The sequence below is a fragment of the Nonomuraea mesophila genome, from assembly GCF_004352805.1.
Lineage (GTDB): Bacteria > Actinomycetota > Actinomycetes > Streptosporangiales > Streptosporangiaceae > Nonomuraea > Nonomuraea longispora.
Genome location: NZ_SMLD01000013.1, coordinates 71,788 through 88,016, shown reverse-complemented (window position 1 = coordinate 88,016; position 16,229 = coordinate 71,788). Strand labels below are relative to the sequence as shown.

19 protein-coding genes are annotated in these 16,229 nt (G+C 69.5%); 14 read left to right on the top strand and 5 right to left on the bottom strand.

Annotation, left to right across the window (positions count from 1 at the left end; all coding sequences use genetic code 11):
* The first annotated feature begins 23 nt into the window (after positions 1-23).
* The 6 genes from E1295_RS07875 to E1295_RS07850 all read left to right on the top strand — a co-directional run bounded on the left by E1295_RS07875 (position 24) and on the right by E1295_RS07850 (position 7,385).
* On the top strand, positions 24-1,631 hold the full coding sequence (locus E1295_RS07875) for an MFS transporter (protein ID WP_220448595.1): 1,608 nt from the start codon (positions 24-26) through the stop codon (positions 1,629-1,631).
* A 92-nt stretch (positions 1,632-1,723) separates the two neighbouring features.
* Complete coding sequence (locus E1295_RS07870) at positions 1,724-1,984, top strand: DUF3039 domain-containing protein (protein ID WP_132509798.1); 261 nt, start codon at positions 1,724-1,726, stop codon at positions 1,982-1,984.
* 78 nt (positions 1,985-2,062) lie between these two features.
* The gene (locus E1295_RS07865; protein WP_132629005.1) at positions 2,063-2,950 is read left to right on the top strand and encodes a zinc metalloprotease; all 888 of its coding nucleotides are present in this window, start codon (positions 2,063-2,065) and stop codon (positions 2,948-2,950) included.
* 13 nt (positions 2,951-2,963) lie between these two features.
* Positions 2,964-4,349 carry an MFS transporter gene (locus tag E1295_RS07860; RefSeq protein ID WP_246079904.1) on the top strand — a complete coding sequence of 462 codons (1,386 nt, stop codon included), beginning with the start codon at positions 2,964-2,966 and terminating at the stop codon, positions 4,347-4,349.
* Between the two features lie 83 nt (positions 4,350-4,432).
* Positions 4,433-5,500, top strand: a complete 1,068-nt coding sequence (locus E1295_RS07855) for a hypothetical protein (RefSeq protein ID WP_132629003.1) — start codon at positions 4,433-4,435, stop codon at positions 5,498-5,500.
* Positions 5,501-5,633: 133 nt separating this feature from the next.
* On the top strand, positions 5,634-7,385 hold the full coding sequence (locus E1295_RS07850) for a DEAD/DEAH box helicase (protein ID WP_132629002.1): 1,752 nt from the start codon (positions 5,634-5,636) through the stop codon (positions 7,383-7,385).
* A gap of 23 nt (positions 7,386-7,408) precedes the next feature.
* Here E1295_RS07850 and E1295_RS07845 read toward each other — a convergent pair whose 3' ends face one another.
* Genes E1295_RS07845 through E1295_RS07835 form a run of 3 tightly spaced genes read right to left on the bottom strand, consistent with a single transcriptional unit; the run spans position 7,409 to position 10,195 of the window.
* Positions 7,409-7,918, bottom strand: a complete 510-nt coding sequence (locus E1295_RS07845; RefSeq protein WP_166427132.1) for a GNAT family N-acetyltransferase — start codon at positions 7,916-7,918, stop codon at positions 7,409-7,411.
* Positions 7,919-7,962: 44 nt separating this feature from the next.
* The gene (locus E1295_RS07840) at positions 7,963-9,105 is read right to left on the bottom strand and encodes a hypothetical protein (RefSeq protein WP_132629000.1); all 1,143 of its coding nucleotides are present in this window, start codon (positions 9,103-9,105) and stop codon (positions 7,963-7,965) included.
* Positions 9,095-10,195 carry a helix-turn-helix domain-containing protein gene (locus E1295_RS07835; RefSeq protein WP_132628999.1) on the bottom strand — a complete coding sequence of 367 codons (1,101 nt, stop codon included), beginning with the start codon at positions 10,193-10,195 and terminating at the stop codon, positions 9,095-9,097. The genes E1295_RS07840 and E1295_RS07835 overlap by 11 nt, the downstream gene beginning before the upstream one ends.
* A 375-nt stretch (positions 10,196-10,570) precedes the next feature.
* On the opposite strand from E1295_RS07835, the gene E1295_RS07830 reads away from it, so the two are divergent.
* The 4 genes from E1295_RS07830 to E1295_RS07815 all read left to right on the top strand — a co-directional run bounded on the left by E1295_RS07830 (position 10,571) and on the right by E1295_RS07815 (position 12,507).
* The gene (locus E1295_RS07830) at positions 10,571-10,795 is read left to right on the top strand and encodes a hypothetical protein (RefSeq protein WP_132628998.1); all 225 of its coding nucleotides are present in this window, start codon (positions 10,571-10,573) and stop codon (positions 10,793-10,795) included.
* Positions 10,796-10,981: 186 nt separating this feature from the next.
* Positions 10,982-11,353 (top strand): STAS domain-containing protein, encoded by a 372-nt coding sequence (locus tag E1295_RS07825; RefSeq protein WP_132628997.1) that lies wholly within the window; start codon positions 10,982-10,984, stop codon positions 11,351-11,353.
* A gap of 485 nt (positions 11,354-11,838) precedes the next feature.
* Positions 11,839-12,084: a ribbon-helix-helix domain-containing protein gene (locus E1295_RS07820; protein ID WP_166427131.1), complete on the top strand. Its 246-nt coding sequence runs from the start codon at positions 11,839-11,841 to the stop codon at positions 12,082-12,084.
* Between the two features lie 210 nt (positions 12,085-12,294).
* Positions 12,295-12,507 (top strand): PIN domain-containing protein, encoded by a 213-nt coding sequence (locus tag E1295_RS07815; RefSeq protein WP_132628995.1) that lies wholly within the window; start codon positions 12,295-12,297, stop codon positions 12,505-12,507.
* Positions 12,508-12,582: 75 nt separating this feature from the next.
* On the opposite strand, the gene E1295_RS07810 is transcribed toward E1295_RS07815, so the two are convergent.
* Together E1295_RS07810 and E1295_RS07805 are read right to left on the bottom strand one after the other, a co-directional pair.
* A complete protein-coding gene (locus E1295_RS07810) occupies positions 12,583-13,155 on the bottom strand; it encodes an isochorismatase family protein (protein WP_132628994.1) in 573 nt (190 codons plus the stop codon).
* Between the two features lie 14 nt (positions 13,156-13,169).
* Positions 13,170-14,453, bottom strand: a complete 1,284-nt coding sequence (locus tag E1295_RS07805; protein WP_181957967.1) for a nicotinate phosphoribosyltransferase — start codon at positions 14,451-14,453, stop codon at positions 13,170-13,172.
* A 46-nt stretch (positions 14,454-14,499) separates the two neighbouring features.
* Between E1295_RS07805 and clpS the strand changes: the two genes are divergently transcribed.
* The 4 genes from clpS (at position 14,500) to E1295_RS07785 (ending at position 16,228) form a co-directional block, all read left to right on the top strand.
* The gene (clpS, locus tag E1295_RS07800) at positions 14,500-14,793 is read left to right on the top strand and encodes an ATP-dependent Clp protease adapter ClpS (RefSeq protein WP_132330654.1); all 294 of its coding nucleotides are present in this window, start codon (positions 14,500-14,502) and stop codon (positions 14,791-14,793) included.
* Between the two features lie 10 nt (positions 14,794-14,803).
* Positions 14,804-15,328, top strand: a complete 525-nt coding sequence (locus E1295_RS07795) for a DUF2017 domain-containing protein (RefSeq protein ID WP_132628992.1) — start codon at positions 14,804-14,806, stop codon at positions 15,326-15,328.
* A 10-nt stretch (positions 15,329-15,338) separates the two neighbouring features.
* A complete protein-coding gene (locus E1295_RS07790; RefSeq protein WP_132628991.1) occupies positions 15,339-15,740 on the top strand; it encodes a M67 family metallopeptidase in 402 nt (133 codons plus the stop codon).
* A gap of 215 nt (positions 15,741-15,955) precedes the next feature.
* Positions 15,956-16,228, top strand: coding sequence for a MoaD/ThiS family protein (locus E1295_RS07785; protein ID WP_132629100.1), 273 nt, complete (start codon positions 15,956-15,958; stop codon positions 16,226-16,228).
* Position 16,229 lies beyond the last annotated feature (1 nt).

The following is a 16,229-nucleotide window of genomic DNA, read 5'->3' as shown; positions in this document are numbered from 1 at the left end:
GGCTTATGTCATCAGGGGGACTCATGGCTCACGCGAAGGCGGTCGGCGCGCCGTCATCGCCCGGCCCGGACCGGACGGAGGCCGGCCGCAATCCGTGGCTGGTGCTGCTGGCGGTCAGCCTGGGCGTCATCATGGTGATGCTCGACGGCACCGTGGTGGGCATCGCCAACCCGGTCATCCAGGCCGATCTGAAGGCCTCGTTGTCTGACCTGCAGTGGGTGACCAGCGGCTACCTGCTGGCGCTGGCGGTGTTCCTGATCACGGCGGGCAAGCTCGGCGACCTGTTCGGGCACAAGCGCGTCTTTCTCATCGGGGTGGCCGGCTTCGCGATCACGTCCGTGGGCATCGGCCTCAGCGCCGAACTGGCCGGCGTCATCCCCGGCCTGTCGCCCGTCGGCGCGCTCATCGGGCTGCGGGTGCTGCAGGGCCTGTTCGGCGCGCTGCTCCAGCCCGCCGCGCTGGCGCTGCTGCGTGGAGCGTTCCCCGGGCCGAAGCTGAACCAGGCGATGGGAGCCTGGGGCGGCATCATCGGCCTGTCCAGCGCCGCCGGCCCGATCGTGGGCGGCGTGCTGGTCGAGAACGTCAATTGGGAGTCGGTCTTCTTCATCAACGCGCCGGTCGGGATCATCGCCCTCGTCATGGGCATCTTCCTGATCCAGGACAACCGCGTCCAGACCATGGCGCGGATCGACTGGCTCGGCGTGCTGCTCCTGTCGGGCGCGATGTTCTCGCTGGTGTGGACGATCATCAAGGCCCCCGACTGGGGCTGGGGCGACAGCACGACGCTGAGTTTCCTGGCTGTGTTCGCGGTGCTGATCGGCGCGTTCATCTTCTGGCAGCACCGGGCGCAGAAACTCGGCAGGCAGCCGCTGGTCCCGCTGTCGCTGTTCAGGAACATCTCGATCTCCATCGGCACCGTGCTGATGATGATGGTGGCGTTCGCGATGTTCGGCGCGATGTTCTTCCTGGGCTTCTTCTTCCAGGGCGTGCACGGCCTGAGCCCGCTGGAGGCGGGTCTGCGCATGTTGCCGATGAGCGCCGGCATGATCGTCGCCTCGCCACTGGCCGGCCTGGCGATCGGCAGGCTCGGGCCGAAGATCACGATGGCGGCCGGCCTGCTCATCACCGCGTTCGCCATGTTCCTCATGTCCCAGCTCAGCATCGACGCGTCGTTCCTCGCCAGCGCCATCCCGTTCGTGCTGCTGGCCTTCGGCATGTCGCCGGTCTTCGTGGGCGCCACGGAGATCATCGTGGGCAACGCGCCACTGGAGCTGAGCGGCGTCGCGGGCGGCGTCCAGCAGTCGGCCATGCAGGTCGGCGGCGCGCTGGGCACCGCGATCCTGGGCGCCGTGATGGCTGCGGAGATCTCCGGCACGCTGCCCGGCCATCTCGGCCCCGCGGCGCAGGCCATCCCGCCCGAGCAACTGGCCGGGCTGGAGAAGGCGGCCGCCTTCGGTGCGGCGCCTCCCGGGGTGCCGCAGCCGATCGTCGACGCCGTGCACCTCTCGTTCATGGACGGCATGCATCTCGCCTTCCTGGTGAGCACCGGCATCGCCGTGCTGACCGCCCTGCTGACGCTGTTCGTCAAGGCGGGGCGCAAGGCCGAGGGCGTGCAGGTGCACGTGGGCTGACCCTTGAGGTGGCCCGCCGCGGCCCTCGCCCTCGCGGCGGGGGCCGCGGCGTTCGGTGCAGGACGTGGTCGCGCGGGCATAAACTCGGTGGGGTGAGCAGCACGAAGATCCTCCCAGAGCAGGAGACCACGCCGCGGACCTCGCACGGCGACGGCGATCACGAGCGCTTCGCCCACTACGCGGACAAACACAAGATCACCGAGAGCATGGTGACGGGCACGCCCATCCGCGCCCTGTGCGGCAAGATCTGGGTGCCCAGCCGTGACCCCAAGAAATACCCGGTCTGCCCGGAGTGCAAAGAGATCTACGAGGGCCTTCCCTCCGGCGATGGCGAGGGCGACGACAAGCAGTGAGTGTTGCTGAGCGGTGATCCTTCCCTGAGCGGCTACGGTCTGTATCCATATCGGATCATTCCGTAGTGGGGGGATTGTATGGCTCGGCGTGCGACCGCCGTCTCGTTGGCATGCCTGCTGGCGATCTGGTTCGCCCCGCCGCTGCGGGCCGGCGCCGCCCACGCGGCCGCGTGCGGCCATCGCGCACCGGAGGGGCCAGGGCCGCGCTCGCCCCAGCCGGGAGACGTGGCCAAGGTCCGGTCCGAGCTCGCCCGGCGCCTGGCCGGCGTCACGCCGCCGACTCAGATCACCGTGCCCACCGTGGTGCACGTCATCACGAGGCCTGACCGCCAGGTCTCCGACCAGGAGATCGAAGCGCAGATCAACGTGCTCAACTCCGCGTACGCCGGCCGCTTCGGCGGCGTCGACACCGGCGTGCGGTTCCGCCTCGACGGCGTCAAGGTCAGGCGGAACGCCGCCTGGTTCGGCGATCCGGTCGGCCACGAGCGGGCCATGAAGAGCGCACTGCACCAGGGCGGCCCCGGCACGCTCAACCTCTACATCGCCCAGCTCAGCAAGCAGATGCTGGGCTTCGCCAGCTACCCCTACTGGTACACCGACGACCCCGCGCTCGACGGCGTCGTCATCGACTGGCGTGGCCTGCCCGGGGGCGCGATGAGCAACTACAACCGCGGCTTCACCGGCGTGCACGAGATCGGCCACTGGCTCGGGTTGTTCCACACGTTCGAGAACGGCTGCAAGGAGCCGGGCGACGGCATCGACGACACCCCCGCCCAGGCCAGGCCCACCCAGGGGTGCCCCGAACGCTCCGACACCTGCGCGAAGGCGGGGCTCGACCCCGTGCACAACTTCATGGACTACGCCCACGACCGGTGCATGTCGGAGTTCACGCAGGGGCAGGCCAGGCGGATGCACGAGATGTGGGCGGCGTACCGGCAGGCCGCGCCGGGCGCGATGCGCCGCTGATTACGATGTGCGAGTGACAGCACCGAAAGCACTCGACACTCCCCACCAGCCGCCGCGGATCTTCGGCGCCCGCTACCGCACCGCGACCTTCGGCATCCTGCTCGTGGTCACGCTGGTCGCTTTCGAGGGCATGTCGGTCGGCGTCGCCATGCCGGCCATCGCCGACGAGCTCGACGCGCTCAACCTCTACGGCATCAGCTTCTCGGCCTTCCTGATCGCCAGCCTGTTCGCCAACGTGGTGTCGGGCCTGTGGTCGGACCGGCAGGGCTATCCCTTCCCGTTCGTGACGGGGATGGTGTTGTTCGTCGTCGGGATGGCGCTGGCCGGGGCGGCCACAACGGCGGTGATGTTCCTCGTGGCGCGGGCCGTGCAGGGGCTGGGGGCGGGCTCCACGATCGTGGCGCTGTACGTGATGATCGCGCGGGTCTATCCCGTGGAGTCGCGGCCCAAGGCGTTCGCGGCCATCTCGGCGGCCTGGGTGGTGCCCGCCATGGTCGGCCCCGCCGTGGCCGGGTTCGTGGCACAGAACTGGGGCTGGCGCTTCGTCTTCTACGGCATCATCCCGCTCGTGGTGCCCGCACTGCTGATGCTGCTCCCGTCGCTGCGCAGGCCGTCATCGCCGGACGAGGCGCCGTCGGGCGGGCCGAGGTCGCGGCCGGTGGCCATGACGCTGGCCGCCACCGCCGCGGCCGCCGGCGCCGGAGTGCTGCTGCACGGCGTCGACCGGCTGCACCTGCATCCCGTCTCGGGAGCCGTGGAGACGGCGGCCGGGCTCGCCTCGCTCATGTACGGGTTGTCCCGGCTGCTGCCTCCCCGGGCGCTGCGGTTCGGGCGCGGGCTGCCCACGACCGTGATGATGCGGGGCTTCTTCTCGGCCTCCTTCTTCGGCGTCAACTCCTTCATCCCGCTGGCGTTGCAGGAGGTGAAGGGCTTCGACCTGTCGAGCGCGGGCATCGCGCTGACCTCCGGGGCGCTCGGCTGGTCCGCCGGCTCCTACCTGCAGAGCAGGAAGGAAGGGACGGCGCACCTGCGGATGCGGCTCGGCACGAGCTGCATCGCCGTCGCCATCCTGCTCTGCCTGCTGGCCGTCCTGCCCGGGACCAGCGGGTGGATCGCCGTGCCCGCGTGGGTCCTGGCCGGCTTCGGGATGGGGTTCGGCATGACCACGGTCAGCATCACGGCGCTGAAGCAGTCGCCCGTCAACGAACAGGGGGCCAACTCCGCGGCGCTGTCCGTGACGGACATGCTGGGCTCGGCGCTGGCCATCGGCATCGGCGGCGCGCTGGTCAACCTGATCGGGCACTCCTCCGCCGAGATCGCCACCGGGTTCGTCGCCATCTCGATCCTCATGGCCTCGATCGCCCTGAGCGGCGCCGTGCTCGCCGGTCGCACCCGCTGAATCCCGTCACACCTGTCACATCGGCAACGGATCGCCTGATCGCCGTCGCGAGGAGTGATAGGACAGCGGGACAAGGAGGTGTCATGGAGGGTGATCACCGTGTCTGGCCCCCGCGGACGGGCGCCCGGCATCGCCGTACGCCTCCTGAGGACCGCGACCGTACGCCTCCTGAGGGCGGCCGTACGTCCCCTGAGCCCGGCACCCCTCCCGACGGCGCCCCGGCGGAGGGCGGAGGGGCCGTGTGGGGCGCTCACCACGGCCAGAGGCCCCGGCGGGGCAGAAACCCCTTCGAGAGCGTCAGGGACACCACCGCCAGGACTGAGCGGCCTCCTGAGCCCCCGCGACAACCCGTCCATGACACGGGCTGGGGAGGTGACCCGGAGCCTGAGCCCGCGTCGTCGCGGCGGCGGGAACGGTCCCATCCGCTGGACCTCGGCCCTGACCTGGAGGACGAGGAGCCCTGGAACCCGCGGATCCGCGGCGCCGTGGACGCCGGTAGGGGCAACGGACGTGGCGCGGGCCGAGCGGAGGCGCAGGACGGCGAGTCCCTGCCCCCGTCGGCCAGGCTCCGGGGTTCGCCGGTCGCTCCGGGACCGCGCGGGCGGGCGCGAGGCGGAGGGTGGCGCCGGTGGGCGGGCGCCCTGGTGGCGGTGCCGGCCGGGGCGGGGCTGATCGTGGTGGCCGCCGTGGTGCTGCGGTTCACGGCGCCGCCGACGGAGAACGGCCGGGTGGGCGACTCACCCGCGGGAGTGTCGGCGGCCCTGCCGCGGGGGTGGCACGAGGGAGCGGTGCCGCCGGTGACCGGGTTCACCTCGGTCGTCAGGGACGACGCGGGGGCGCTCGTCATGGCCAGGCCGATGCCGCCGGCGAAGGACGCGGGCAAGGCCGCCAAGGAGGCGGCGGAGCTCTACTCCAGGCTCCTGCTCAAAGGGGACCGCGTGAGCGTCGTCGAGGACAAGAAGCTCCCGGACGGCCACACGCGGGCGCTGCGGGCGGAATATCGGGACGTGGTCAACCGGCCGGCGTTCCTGCGCGTGATGCTGCTCACTCGCGGCACCGATACCGTCCTGCTCGTCGGACTGCTCCAGCCCGCCGACACCGATCGCAGGCAGGAGCTCGACGCGGTCATGGCGAGCATCGGGCCGGGATGAGAGCCTTGGCCCTCCTAACACGTGAGGATCACCTTGGCCAGAATCCTCGGCTCACGGCACGTCTTGTCGGTGGGCCCGATTACCCTAGGGTCACTGTGAGAAAGCGAAGCACACCAACCCCAGAGGTGATGCGGTGAGCACCTTCGCCGCGTCCCACCTTTCGCCTTCCTATCCCGACCGAGCAGCCTGGGGCACCGCCCCCAAGCTGCGCGCGTGGCAGCAGGAGGCGTTCGACCTCTACTTCAGGCGCGAGCCGCGCGACTTCCTCACCGTGGCGACCCCGGGCGCGGGAAAGACGACCTACGCCCTGCGCATCGCCAGCGAGCTGCTCGCCAAGGGGGCGATCAAGGCGGTCACCGTCGTGACGCCCACCGAGCACCTCAAGCGCCAGTGGGCCGACGCGGCCGGGCGGGTGGGCATCACCATCGACCCCGAGTTCAAGAACAGCCAGGGCGCCACGTCCCGCGACTACACCGGCGTCGCGGTGACCTACGCGCAGGTCGCCATGCACCCGGCGCTGCACCGGGCGCGCACCGAGGCGCGCAAGACCCTGGTCATCTTCGACGAGATCCACCACGCGGGCGACGCCAAGTCGTGGGGCGACGGCGTGCGCGAGGCGTTCGAGCCCGCCGCGCGGCGGCTCCAGCTCACCGGCACCCCGTTCAGGTCCGACGACAACCCCATCCCGTTCGTCGGTTACGAGGAGGACGCCGAGGGCTTCAAGCGCAGCGTCGCCGACTACTCCTACGGCTACGGTCCCGCCCTCGACGACGGGGTCGTGCGGCCGGTCATCTTCCTGGCCTACTCCGGCGAGATGAAGTGGCGCACGCGGGCCGGCGACGAGATCGCCGCGACCCTGGGCACCCCGCTCACCAAGGACCAGCTCTCCCAGGCCTGGCGGGCCGCGCTCGACCCGAAGGGCGACTGGATCCGCCAGGTCATGCAGGCCGCCGACCGCCGGCTCACCGAGGTGCGCAGAGGCGTCCCCGACGCCGGGGGCCTGGTCATCGCCACCGATCACGAGACCGCCCGCGCCTACGCCCGCCACCTGCGCAACATCAGCGGTGAGGGCGCCACCGTGGTGCTCTCCGACGACCCCGGCGCGTCGAAGAAGATCAAGCAGTTCGCGGCCTCCGAGGACCGCTGGCTGGTGGCCGTGCGCATGGTGTCCGAGGGCGTCGACATCCCCCGGCTCTGCGTGGGGGTCTACGCCACCTCGACCTCGACCCCGCTCTTCTTCGCCCAGGCCGTGGGCCGCTTCGTCCGCGCCCGCAAGCGCGGCGAGACCGCGTCCGTCTTCCTGCCCTCGGTCCCCACGCTCATGGGCCTGGCCAACGAGATGGAGACCGAGCGCGACCACGTCCTCAACAAGCGGCCCCCGGAGGACGGCCTCGACGACACCCTGCTCGAACAGGCCAACCGCGAGAAGGACAATCCCGACGTCCTGGGCGACGAGCTGCCGTTCGAGACGATGCAGACGTCGGCCACGTTCGACCGGGTGCTGTTCGACGGGGGTGAGTTCGGCACAGGGGCGGAGCTGGGCTCGGCCGAGGAAGAGGACTTCATCGGCCTGCCCGGCCTGCTGGAGCCCGACCAGGTGGCCACGCTGCTGCGCAAACGCCAGTCCGACCAGCAGGCCGCCAAGCGTAAGCAGCCGGACGCCGAGCCGCGGCAGACCCTGGCGCCGCACGAGCAGATCGCCGAGCTGCGGCGCGAGCTCAACGGCCTGGTCGGCGCCTGGAACCACCGCACGGGCCAGCCGCACGGGGTCATCCACTCCGAGCTGCGCCGCGCCTGCGGCGGGCCGCCGATCGCGCAGGCGACGGCCGAGCAGATCCATGAACGCATCGCCACCATCCGCCGCTGGGCCACCCAGCGACGCTAGACGCAACCCCCGCCTGAAACCGGTCAGCCGGTGGGGGTGAGGTCTCTGACCATGATGATGCATCGCTCGGGCCGCAGTTCGTGCCGGCCGTCCTGGCGGTAGACGACCTCGGTGGTGGCGACCTCCCCGTACGGCCATTCGGTGTATCCGCGGCGCAGGTAGAGCCGTTGCGCGTCCGCGTTGTCCAGCCCGACGCCCAGGGCGACCCGGTCGTGGCCCAGGGCGGAGAGCCGGTCCTCTGCGGCCTCCAGCAGCGCGGTCCCGATGCCCTGCTTGCGCCGCCAGGGCACGACCTCCAGGTGGGTGAGCAGGGCGACGCCCGGCAGGCGGGCGCGTAACTCGGGCTCCTCGGCGGGGGCCAGCCAGACGTACACGTCGCCCACCGCCTCCTGCCGGTCCCAGGCGACGAGCAGGTGCCCGTGGCCGGTGTCCTGCCTGGTCAGCCGGTCGGCGAGATAGGCCTCCTGCCCGAGGGAACGGACCAGGGCAGGAAGGTCGGTATGGATGGCTTTGCGAATTTCGGGGGCCCCCACGGACCACAGATTCCCGGATGCCGCCGCGCTGAATCAACGAGCGTTTACCGGGGGGCCCACCAGCGCAACGGTTCGGCACCGGGCCGGACCACCCACTTCATGGCGTCCGTCACGTCCGACTCGAGCGGCGGGATCCCGGCCAGGTGGCCGGCCCAGCGCCGGCGGTCCGCCTTCCAGGCCCGCAGATAGGCGACGCAGAAGTCCGGAGTGATCAGCTTGAGCCGGCCGAGCGCGGCGAGCAGCGACTCCTCCATGGCCGTACGGTCGGTGGAGGCCGGCCGCCGTCTGACGCGGCGCAGCACGTCCTCGACGAACGCCCTGCGCCTGGCGAGGAAGCCGGTCCAGTGCGCGGGCCGGGTCGCCGCCTCCCAGCTGGCCCCGTCGCTGTCGAGCAGCCAGTAGACGCCCTCCGCCAGCACGTCGCCCAGCTCCTGGTCACGGGCGCGGACGGGCCGGTCGAACGGGTTGTACGGGCGTTGCGTCACCATGCCCGTCACCGCGAGCCGGCGCAGCGACGTCTCGCCCAGCAGGTAGAACCAGTCCTCGTTGTAGATGTTCGGGAAGAACGAGGGCGTCCGGGTGGTCTCGACGGCGAGGGCGCCGCCGCCCACGAAGGAGTCCTGGTCGCCGCCGGTCAGCCGATGCGCGTGGCACACCACCGAGTTGTCCGGATAACCGCCGATGTGCATGCCCACGGCGTCGTACCGGTCCAGCAGATCCGCCGCCGCCGCGACCTCCTTGTGCCCTCCGACCACGATGTCGTCGTCCAGGAAGACGACCCGCTGCCAGCCCATCAGGCGGGCGAGCAGCAGGCCGGTGTTGCGTTTCGCGCTGAGGTCGGTCGTCCGGTGGAACGGCGTGCCCTTCACCAGGCGGGAGGTCGCGAAGTCGGGCAGGTTGAGCCTGGCCGTGTCGTCGACGTCGATCACGAGGTAGTTCACGCCGTCCGGCATCAGCTTCGGCGCCTCGTCCGGCCGGCTCCACCTGCGGCTGTGCAGGGTCACCAGGGGGCAGTCCAGCGCGACGGCCAGGCGGATGGCATGACCGAGCCAGCTCGGATGCCGGATCGTCGGCACGACGATCGCGTCGACGGCCGCGTGTCCCGCGTGCTCGCCGTACAGGTCGACCAGCTGCCTGTGGGAGCCGTGGTGATGCTCCGTGGTGCCCTGCGCTGCCTCATGCTCCATCGGCGGGACCCGGCCATTCGTGTAGCCGGTAAGAGGCGACGGTCCAGTCCGGTGTGACGGCGACGCGGCCCTGCACCCTGACCCGCGTGAGAAGGCTGTACGCCTCGGCGTCGCCGAACCGGTCACGCAGGTAGGCGGCATTACGGTCACGGAAGCGGGCGTCGGTGAGCGCCCGCACCACGCCGTACACGCCGCGTGAGTGCATGCCGTTGCAGATGGTCAGGCTGTGGCTGGTGTTGTCCGGGTTGACGCCACGGTAGAAGAAACCGACATCCTCCGTGAGCCGTACCTTGTCGCCTGAGCCGTTGGTGACGGTGTAGTGCCTGCGCGTCTCGCCGTCCTCGTCGACCTCGAAGTACGGCCCCCACTCGCCCTCCCAGTCGGCCACCTGCCGCACCGGCAGCTCGATGCGCGAGAGCATGTACGCGGTGACCTCGTTGTAGTCGACGCCGCCCAGGAGCACGACGTGGGTGGTGAGGTCGTCGGCGCGAAGGTCCTCCGTCGCCCGCAGCGTCACGAGGCTGTGCGGGTTGGAGGCTCTGACGTGGCCCCACAACTCGAACAGGGAGTCGAGGTCGGAGTATTTGTACAGCTCGATGTAGTCGGGGCTCGACGGGTCGGCGTAGCTGATCTTCTCGCGTTCCTCGTAGGGGATCTGCGAGCAGATGATCGTGATCGGCTCCCCGTCGGGGAAGTGCCACGGGCCCTCGTGCAGGGCGTCCGGGATCGGGCCGGGATGCTCGGCGGAGGCCTGGTGGCGCAGCGCGTTCTTGCGCAGCCGGGTCAGCTCGTCGAGCAGCGCGCGGTGCTCGGCCAGCTCATCGGCCGTCATGTCCGACAGCGGCAGCACGCGGGCGGGCCCGTTGGCCAGCGATCGCCTGGTGGCGAAGAACGCGGCGTACTTCTCGAGGCGGTGCACGGGCGGGATCTTGATCTGGTGGGTCGACTCCCACGACGAGATCAGCGGAACGCTGACCCCGAACGCGTCGCGCAACTGCCCCTGGGTGACCCGCAGGCCGGGCCACCGGCTGTCGCGGAGCTCGCGCAGCCGCAGCGCCAGCGCGGTCCGCGCGGATTCGTCGCCGCTCATGCCAAGCCTCATTCAAGTGAACTTCAGTGAATATTAGCCCCGGTGGCGAAGTTGGAGATGAAGTCGCAGCTAGGGCGCCACAAACAGGCTGCGTGTGCGAACGGGTCGCACAAGGAGCACCAGTCTAGTCACAGGTCCGTGGCCGCTGGGAGTGAATGTCCGGGATCAAGAGTGGGTAAATCTCTGTACATAGAGATTCAGTTAAGGACACTGAATTTACTGAATAGAGGTGAGGTGGTAGTGCCGGCCCGAGTTCCATGAGCCGTACCAGACAAGAGCGGCATCCCACGCGGAAACAAGCGCAGGCGACCCGGAGAGGGCCGTCGGCGGTCCGATGTTGCTGTCAGAACACGATCTCCGCACAGGGGAACCTCCATGACGACACTAGCCCTCCACCTCTCGGTGGCCACGCCCATGACATCCGACACCCGGTCCATATCCCTCCTCGTGCTGGCGACCATGATCACGCTGACGCTGGCCGTGATTCGCGGGCTGATCAGACGTACGCACTTGGTGATGGTGGTCAGCGGCACGAGCGCCCTGCTCGTCGTGCTCGCCGTCCTCGGCCTCGCGTACCTGATCACCTTCGGGGCGATCTGAGGCCGTCACCGCGCGCGGCGCACCGCCCCCCTGCGCTGCGCGCGTACCGGCCGCGCCGCCGCGGGCTCGGTCACGCTGAGTGACTCTGTGTGTTTGGACACAGAGCAGTGACCTTCTGTTAGAAGCTCGACTCAAGCGGCAACAACCACGATTGGCTGTCTCGAGCTATGCAGAAGGACTCCGCCCATGTCGTCTGAGGCCACCGGCAGGTCGACGCTGATCGTCACGTCCGGCCTCTCCCGGAACGCCGTCATCATCAGACTCGAAGGCGAACTCGACGTCAACGGGTTGCCGGTGCTGCGGGAGCACCTGCAGCGCGTGTGGGACCTGCCGCCGAAGCCGTTCCTCGTCATCGACCTGAGCGCCGTCTGGTTCTGCGACTCGATGGGCGTGAACGAACTCGTCGAGATCCTGCAGCGCTGCGAGACCAGGGGCACCAGGCTGCTGCTCGGAGGGGTGCAGGGGGTGATGGAGCGCGTGCTGTCGATCACCGGGCTCCGGCACGCCTTCGAGGTCTTCGATCAGACCGACGACGCCCTGCGGCTGGCCCAGGACTGAAGATCCTGCCGCCTTGGTGGAGATCTTCCACTCCCCGTATGAGGTTGCCGCCCGCCGCCGTTGACCTCTTCATCGGATACCTCCGAGGAAACCCCCGCCTTCAGGCGGGGGAGGGATCGGACCCCTGCGGAGCAGGACAGGGGTAGCCGATTCGCCGCCAGGCGAACCGGCGTCACAACGCCGCACGACATCGCACGGTTCGGTAGTGTGTTCGACGGTGGTGATGACCAAGCCACCGGACGAACGATCAGAAGCACCCTCGCCGCAGGGCTTGCGGAGAGGTGAAACGCCTGTGGAGCTGGTGTAAGACCTCAACGGGAGTTCCCTTTCCCGGGCGGGCGACCGGCGGTGAAGCAGGAAGGCCAGTCGGCGACGGCTGGAATCCCCGTCCTTCAGGGCCGGGAGGATGTCAAGACCGCAGGGTTGCCACATGAGTACCCTTCGTGATCGCCGGTGCCGCGAGGGTCCCGGGTTACCGTGGAAAGGTGCCTGAAGTGAGCCTGTACCTGCCCGAGGACGTCCTCAGCCGGGTCGCGGAGGCGGCCCGCGCGCACGAGATGTCCGAAGGGGACTACATTCGCGAAGCGGTCACACGCGCTCTCGCCGAAGAGATCGGCGGCGAACGCCCTCGTCCGCGCCTGCCGCTGTTCCCGCTCAGCGAGGAGAACCTCACAGCGGAACGCGTCGACGAGATCCTCGCTGAGGGTTTCGGAAAGGACGGGCTCGGCTGATGCTGGTCCTCGACACGAGCGGCCTGCTCGCCGCGATCGGCCCCGAGCAACCGCACCACGAGGAGGCGCGCCGGGTGTTGCTGTCCGAGCCCGGGCCGCTCCTGCTTTCCCCTTACGTGCTCGCCGAGGTGGACTACATGCTCCTCAAACTCGCCGGGGGAGCGCAGGGAGCTTCAGTTCCTGCACGACGTCAGCGACGGGAGCTACGAGATGGTCTCCATGACGGCCGCCGACGTCAGACGGGCGGTGCACATCGTCGAACGCTATCGAGGGATGTGCATCGGGCTGACGGACGCCTCGGTCGCGCTCGTGGCCGGACGGCATGCCACGACCAGGGTGCTGACGCTCGATCAGCGGCACTTCCGGGCGATGAAGCCGCTCTGGGGGGACGCCTTCACGGTGCTCCCCGCGGACGCCAACTGATCGGCCCGACTGATCAGCCGGGCTGATCGGCCCGGTTGATCGGCCCGGTTGATCGGCGCGGTTGATCGGCGCGCGTCAGCCGTCCAGCACGGGAGTGCCGTGCAGGGTGGCGCCGGCGGCCTCGAGTTCCGCCAGCGCCGCCTCCGTGGTCGCCGGTGCCACGCCCGCCGTGAGGTCGAGCAGCACCCGCACCTCGAACCCGTGCTTGAGCGCGTCGAGGGCGGTGGCGCGCACGCAGTGGTCGGTGGCGATGCCGGCCACGTCGACCTTGCTCACCCCGCGTTCCTTGAGCCACTCGCGCAGCGGCGCGTCCGCGCGCGAGGTGCCCTCGAACCCGCTGTACGCCGCGTCGTAGGCGCCCTTGCTGAACACCTCTTCCACCCCCGACAGGTCGAAGGCCGGGTGGAAGTCGGCGCCGGGCGTGCCCGCGACGCAGTGGGCGGGCCAGGTGGAGGAGTAGTCGGGGGTCTCGGAGAAGTGCTCGCCCGGCGAGATGTGGTGGTCGCGGGTGGCCACCACGTGGTCGTAGTCGTGGCCGGCCACGTGACGGGTGATCGCCTCCGCCACCTGCGAGCCTCCGGCGACGGCGAGGCTGCCGCCCTCGCAGAAGTCGTTCTGCACGTCGACGATGATCAGCGCGCTGCCCATGGTGCCACGATACGTCAGGTGAATTCGGTGGGGATCGCCGCATAGCCCCGGCCGAGGTGGAGGGCGTCCTGGGGGAGCGTGGCGATGGCCTTGGCGTGACGTTCGCGGGCGGCGGACAGGGGTTCCCCGCCGACGACCTCGCCGTCGCGTACGAGCTCGTGCAGCAGGGGGATGCCGCCCTCCGGGGCGAGCCCGCCGGTCGTGATCAGCTCGGTGTCGCAGTGGCCGTTCTCGTCGTACAGCCGGTACGCCTCCTTGCGCCCCCCGCGCGACGGTTTGCCGACCGAGCGTTTGGCCACGGCCTCCAGCTTGCCCGTCGCCGTCTCCCGCGCCACCAGCTTGTACACCAGCGCCGCCGTTGGCACGCCCGACCCGGTCACCAGGGAGGTGCCCACGCCGTAGCCGTCCACGGGGGCGGCCGCCAGCGCGGCGATGGCGTACTCGTCGAGGTCGGAGGTGACGAGGATGCGGGTGTTGAAGGCTCCGAGGGCGTCCAGTTGCTCGCGCACCTCCTGCGCGGCCGCCGCCAGGTCGCCTGAGTCGATGCGGACGGCTCCCAGCTTGGGGCCGGCCAGCTCGACGGCCGTGCGGACCGCCTCGGCCACGTCGTACGTGTCCACCAGCAGCGTCGTCTCCGGCCCGAGGGAAGCGATCTGGGCCTCGAACGCGTCGCGTTCCGAGTCGTGCAGCAGGGTGAACGCGTGGGCGGCCGTGCCGGCCGTGGGGACCTCGTACACGCGCCCGGCCATCAGGTTGGAGGTGGAGGCGAACCCCGCGACGTACGCGGCCCGCGCGGAGGCCACTGCGGCGCTCTCGTGCGTACGGCGCGAGCCCATCTCGATGAGGGGGCGCTTGCCCGCGGCGTTGGCCATGCGGGAGGCGGCGGAGGCGATGGCGCAGTCGTGGTTGAGGATCGACAGCGTGATCGTCTCCAGGAGGACGGCCTCGGCGAAGGTGCCCTCCACGATCATGATGGGGGAGGCGGGGAAGTAGAGCTCGCCCTCGCGATAGCCGTAGATGTCACCCGAGAACCGGTAATCGGCCAGAAACGCCAGAGTGGACTCGTCGACGACCCGGTGCTCGCGCAGGTAGGTGAGTTCTTCGTCACCGAATCGGAAGCGTTCAAGCTCGTCCAGGACACGTCCCGTTCCCGCGACAACCCCGTAACGCCGCCCGCCCGGCAGGTGCCTGGCGAACACCTCGAAGACGGCGCGCCTGTGCGCCGCGCCGCTCCGCAGGGCCGCCTGCAGCATCGTCAGCTCATAGTGATCTGTGAGCAACGCAGTGCTCATGGTCATTGTCACGAGTCGAAGACTACGGCTCAGATAGGGCAGACTCGGGGATGTGGGTAGCACCGCTCCAATCGCCGTTGAGCGTCCGTCATCGGACGTCCGACCCGATCTGCCTTGGGTGACCATCGTCTGGAACGACCCGGTCAACCTCATGTCCTACGTGACCTATGTCTTCCAAACGGTCTTCGGCTATACCAGGGAGAAGGCCGAGAAACTCATGCTGGACGTCCACCACAAGGGCAAGGCCGTCGTGTCCAGTGGCACACGTGAAGAGATGGAACGCGATGTGCAGATTCTCCACTCCTACGGCCTGTGGGCGACGGTCCAGCCGGATTCGGTCAAGTGAGGCGGCACGGGTGAGTTCGGGGTTCAAGCCGGGCAGGAACGGCGGCGTCATCGCGGTCTTCGAGGCCGCGGAGGTCTCGCTGCTGCGCTCGCTCGTGTCGATGATGCTCGGCATCGTCTCTCCGGGGCAGACGAGCGACGACCCGCTGGAGCGGGCGCTCGGGATCGGTGACACGGCGGTGCCGTCCGATCCGGTGCTGGCCAGGTTGTTCCCCTCGGCGTACGAGGACGAGAAGGACTCCGCCGAGTTCCGCCGCTACACCGAGGCGACGCTGCGCGACGGCAAGCGGGCCGACGCGCAGACGGTCTTCGACACCGCCGCTCCCGGCCATGCGGAGCTCACGCCCGAGCAGGCTCAGGCGTGGCTGCGCTCGCTCAACGACGTGCGCCTGACGCTCGGCATCAAGCTCGACGTGACGGAGGAGGTCCACGACGAGATCGCGATGATGTCGGAGGACGACCCCCGCTACCCGGCCTACGTCACCTATGACTGGCTGACCTACCTGCAGGACAGCCTGGTCCGGGCCCTCTGGTAGCTTCCGGGTCATGCTGTCGATCTCGCGAGAACTCGCCGACAAGATCATCGCGCATGCCCGTGCCGATCATCCCGACGAGGCGTGTGGCATCATCGCGGGCCGGGGCGGCGTGCCCGAGCGCTTCGTCCCGATGGAGAACGCCGAGCGTTCGCCGACCTTCTACCGCTTCGACTCGATGGAGCAGTTCAGGGTCTGGAAGGAGATGGACGAGCGCGACGAGGAGCCCGTCGTCATCTACCACTCCCACACCGCCACCGAGGCCTACCCGTCGCGCACCGACGTGGCCTACGCCTCCGAGCCGGACGCCCACTACGTCCTGGTCTCCACCAAGGACGACACCGAGGTGGAGTTCCGCTCCTACCGCATCCTCGAAGGTGTCATCACGGAGGAAGAGGTAAGGTTCATCCCATGATGGTCCGGCAGGTGCAGAGCTTCCTCTTCGCGCACACCCCGGCTGTCGTCGTCTACGACTGTCCGTGAGAGAGCCGCTGCGCGGGCTGTCGTCATGCCCCTGAAGGGCGCGGCGGCCCGGCGAGCAGATACCTGGTGAAAGTTCCCCGGAATCCGCATCCTGCCGTCGGCGTTGCTGCCGATGGGACGACGACCGACCTGAGGAGACTGACCGCGATGGCCATCGAGGTTCGCATTCCGACCATTCTGCGTAACTACACTGACGGCGCCAAGGCCGTCAACGCCGAGGGCGCCACCCTCGACGAGCTGATCAGCAATCTCGAGTCGCGCCACCCCGGCATCAAGGACCGCCTGGTCGACCAGGGCAATTTGCGCCGATTCGTCAACGTCTACCTCAACGACGAGGACGTGCGTTTCCTGGGCGGCCTCGGCACGCCGCTGTCCGACGGTGACACGGTGACCGTGCTTCCCGCCGTCGCAGGTGGCTGAC

What these genes read in the sequence shown, in the direction of transcription:
- E1295_RS07875 (WP_220448595.1), top strand. Translation starts at nt 24, where the DNA reads ATGGCTCACGCGAAGGCGGTCGGCGCGCCGTCATCGCCCGGCCCGGAC.
- E1295_RS07865 (WP_132629005.1), top strand. Translation starts at nt 2,063, where the DNA reads ATGGCTCGGCGTGCGACCGCCGTCTCGTTGGCATGCCTGCTGGCGATC.
- E1295_RS07855 (WP_132629003.1), top strand. Translation starts at nt 4,433, where the DNA reads ATGGAGGGTGATCACCGTGTCTGGCCCCCGCGGACGGGCGCCCGGCAT.
- E1295_RS07840 (WP_132629000.1), bottom strand. Translation starts at nt 9,105, where the DNA reads ATGGAGCATGAGGCAGCGCAGGGCACCACGGAGCATCACCACGGCTCC.
- E1295_RS07835 (WP_132628999.1), bottom strand. Translation starts at nt 10,195, where the DNA reads ATGAGCGGCGACGAATCCGCGCGGACCGCGCTGGCGCTGCGGCTGCGC.
- E1295_RS07830 (WP_132628998.1), top strand. Translation starts at nt 10,571, where the DNA reads ATGACGACACTAGCCCTCCACCTCTCGGTGGCCACGCCCATGACATCC.
- E1295_RS07825 (WP_132628997.1), top strand. Translation starts at nt 10,982, where the DNA reads ATGTCGTCTGAGGCCACCGGCAGGTCGACGCTGATCGTCACGTCCGGC.
- E1295_RS07815 (WP_132628995.1), top strand. Translation starts at nt 12,295, where the DNA reads ATGGTCTCCATGACGGCCGCCGACGTCAGACGGGCGGTGCACATCGTC.
- E1295_RS07810 (WP_132628994.1), bottom strand. Translation starts at nt 13,155, where the DNA reads ATGGGCAGCGCGCTGATCATCGTCGACGTGCAGAACGACTTCTGCGAG.
- E1295_RS07805 (WP_181957967.1), bottom strand. Translation starts at nt 14,453, where the DNA reads ATGACCATGAGCACTGCGTTGCTCACAGATCACTATGAGCTGACGATG.
- E1295_RS07790 (WP_132628991.1), top strand. Translation starts at nt 15,339, where the DNA reads ATGCTGTCGATCTCGCGAGAACTCGCCGACAAGATCATCGCGCATGCC.
- E1295_RS07785 (WP_132629100.1), top strand. Translation starts at nt 15,956, where the DNA reads ATGGCCATCGAGGTTCGCATTCCGACCATTCTGCGTAACTACACTGAC.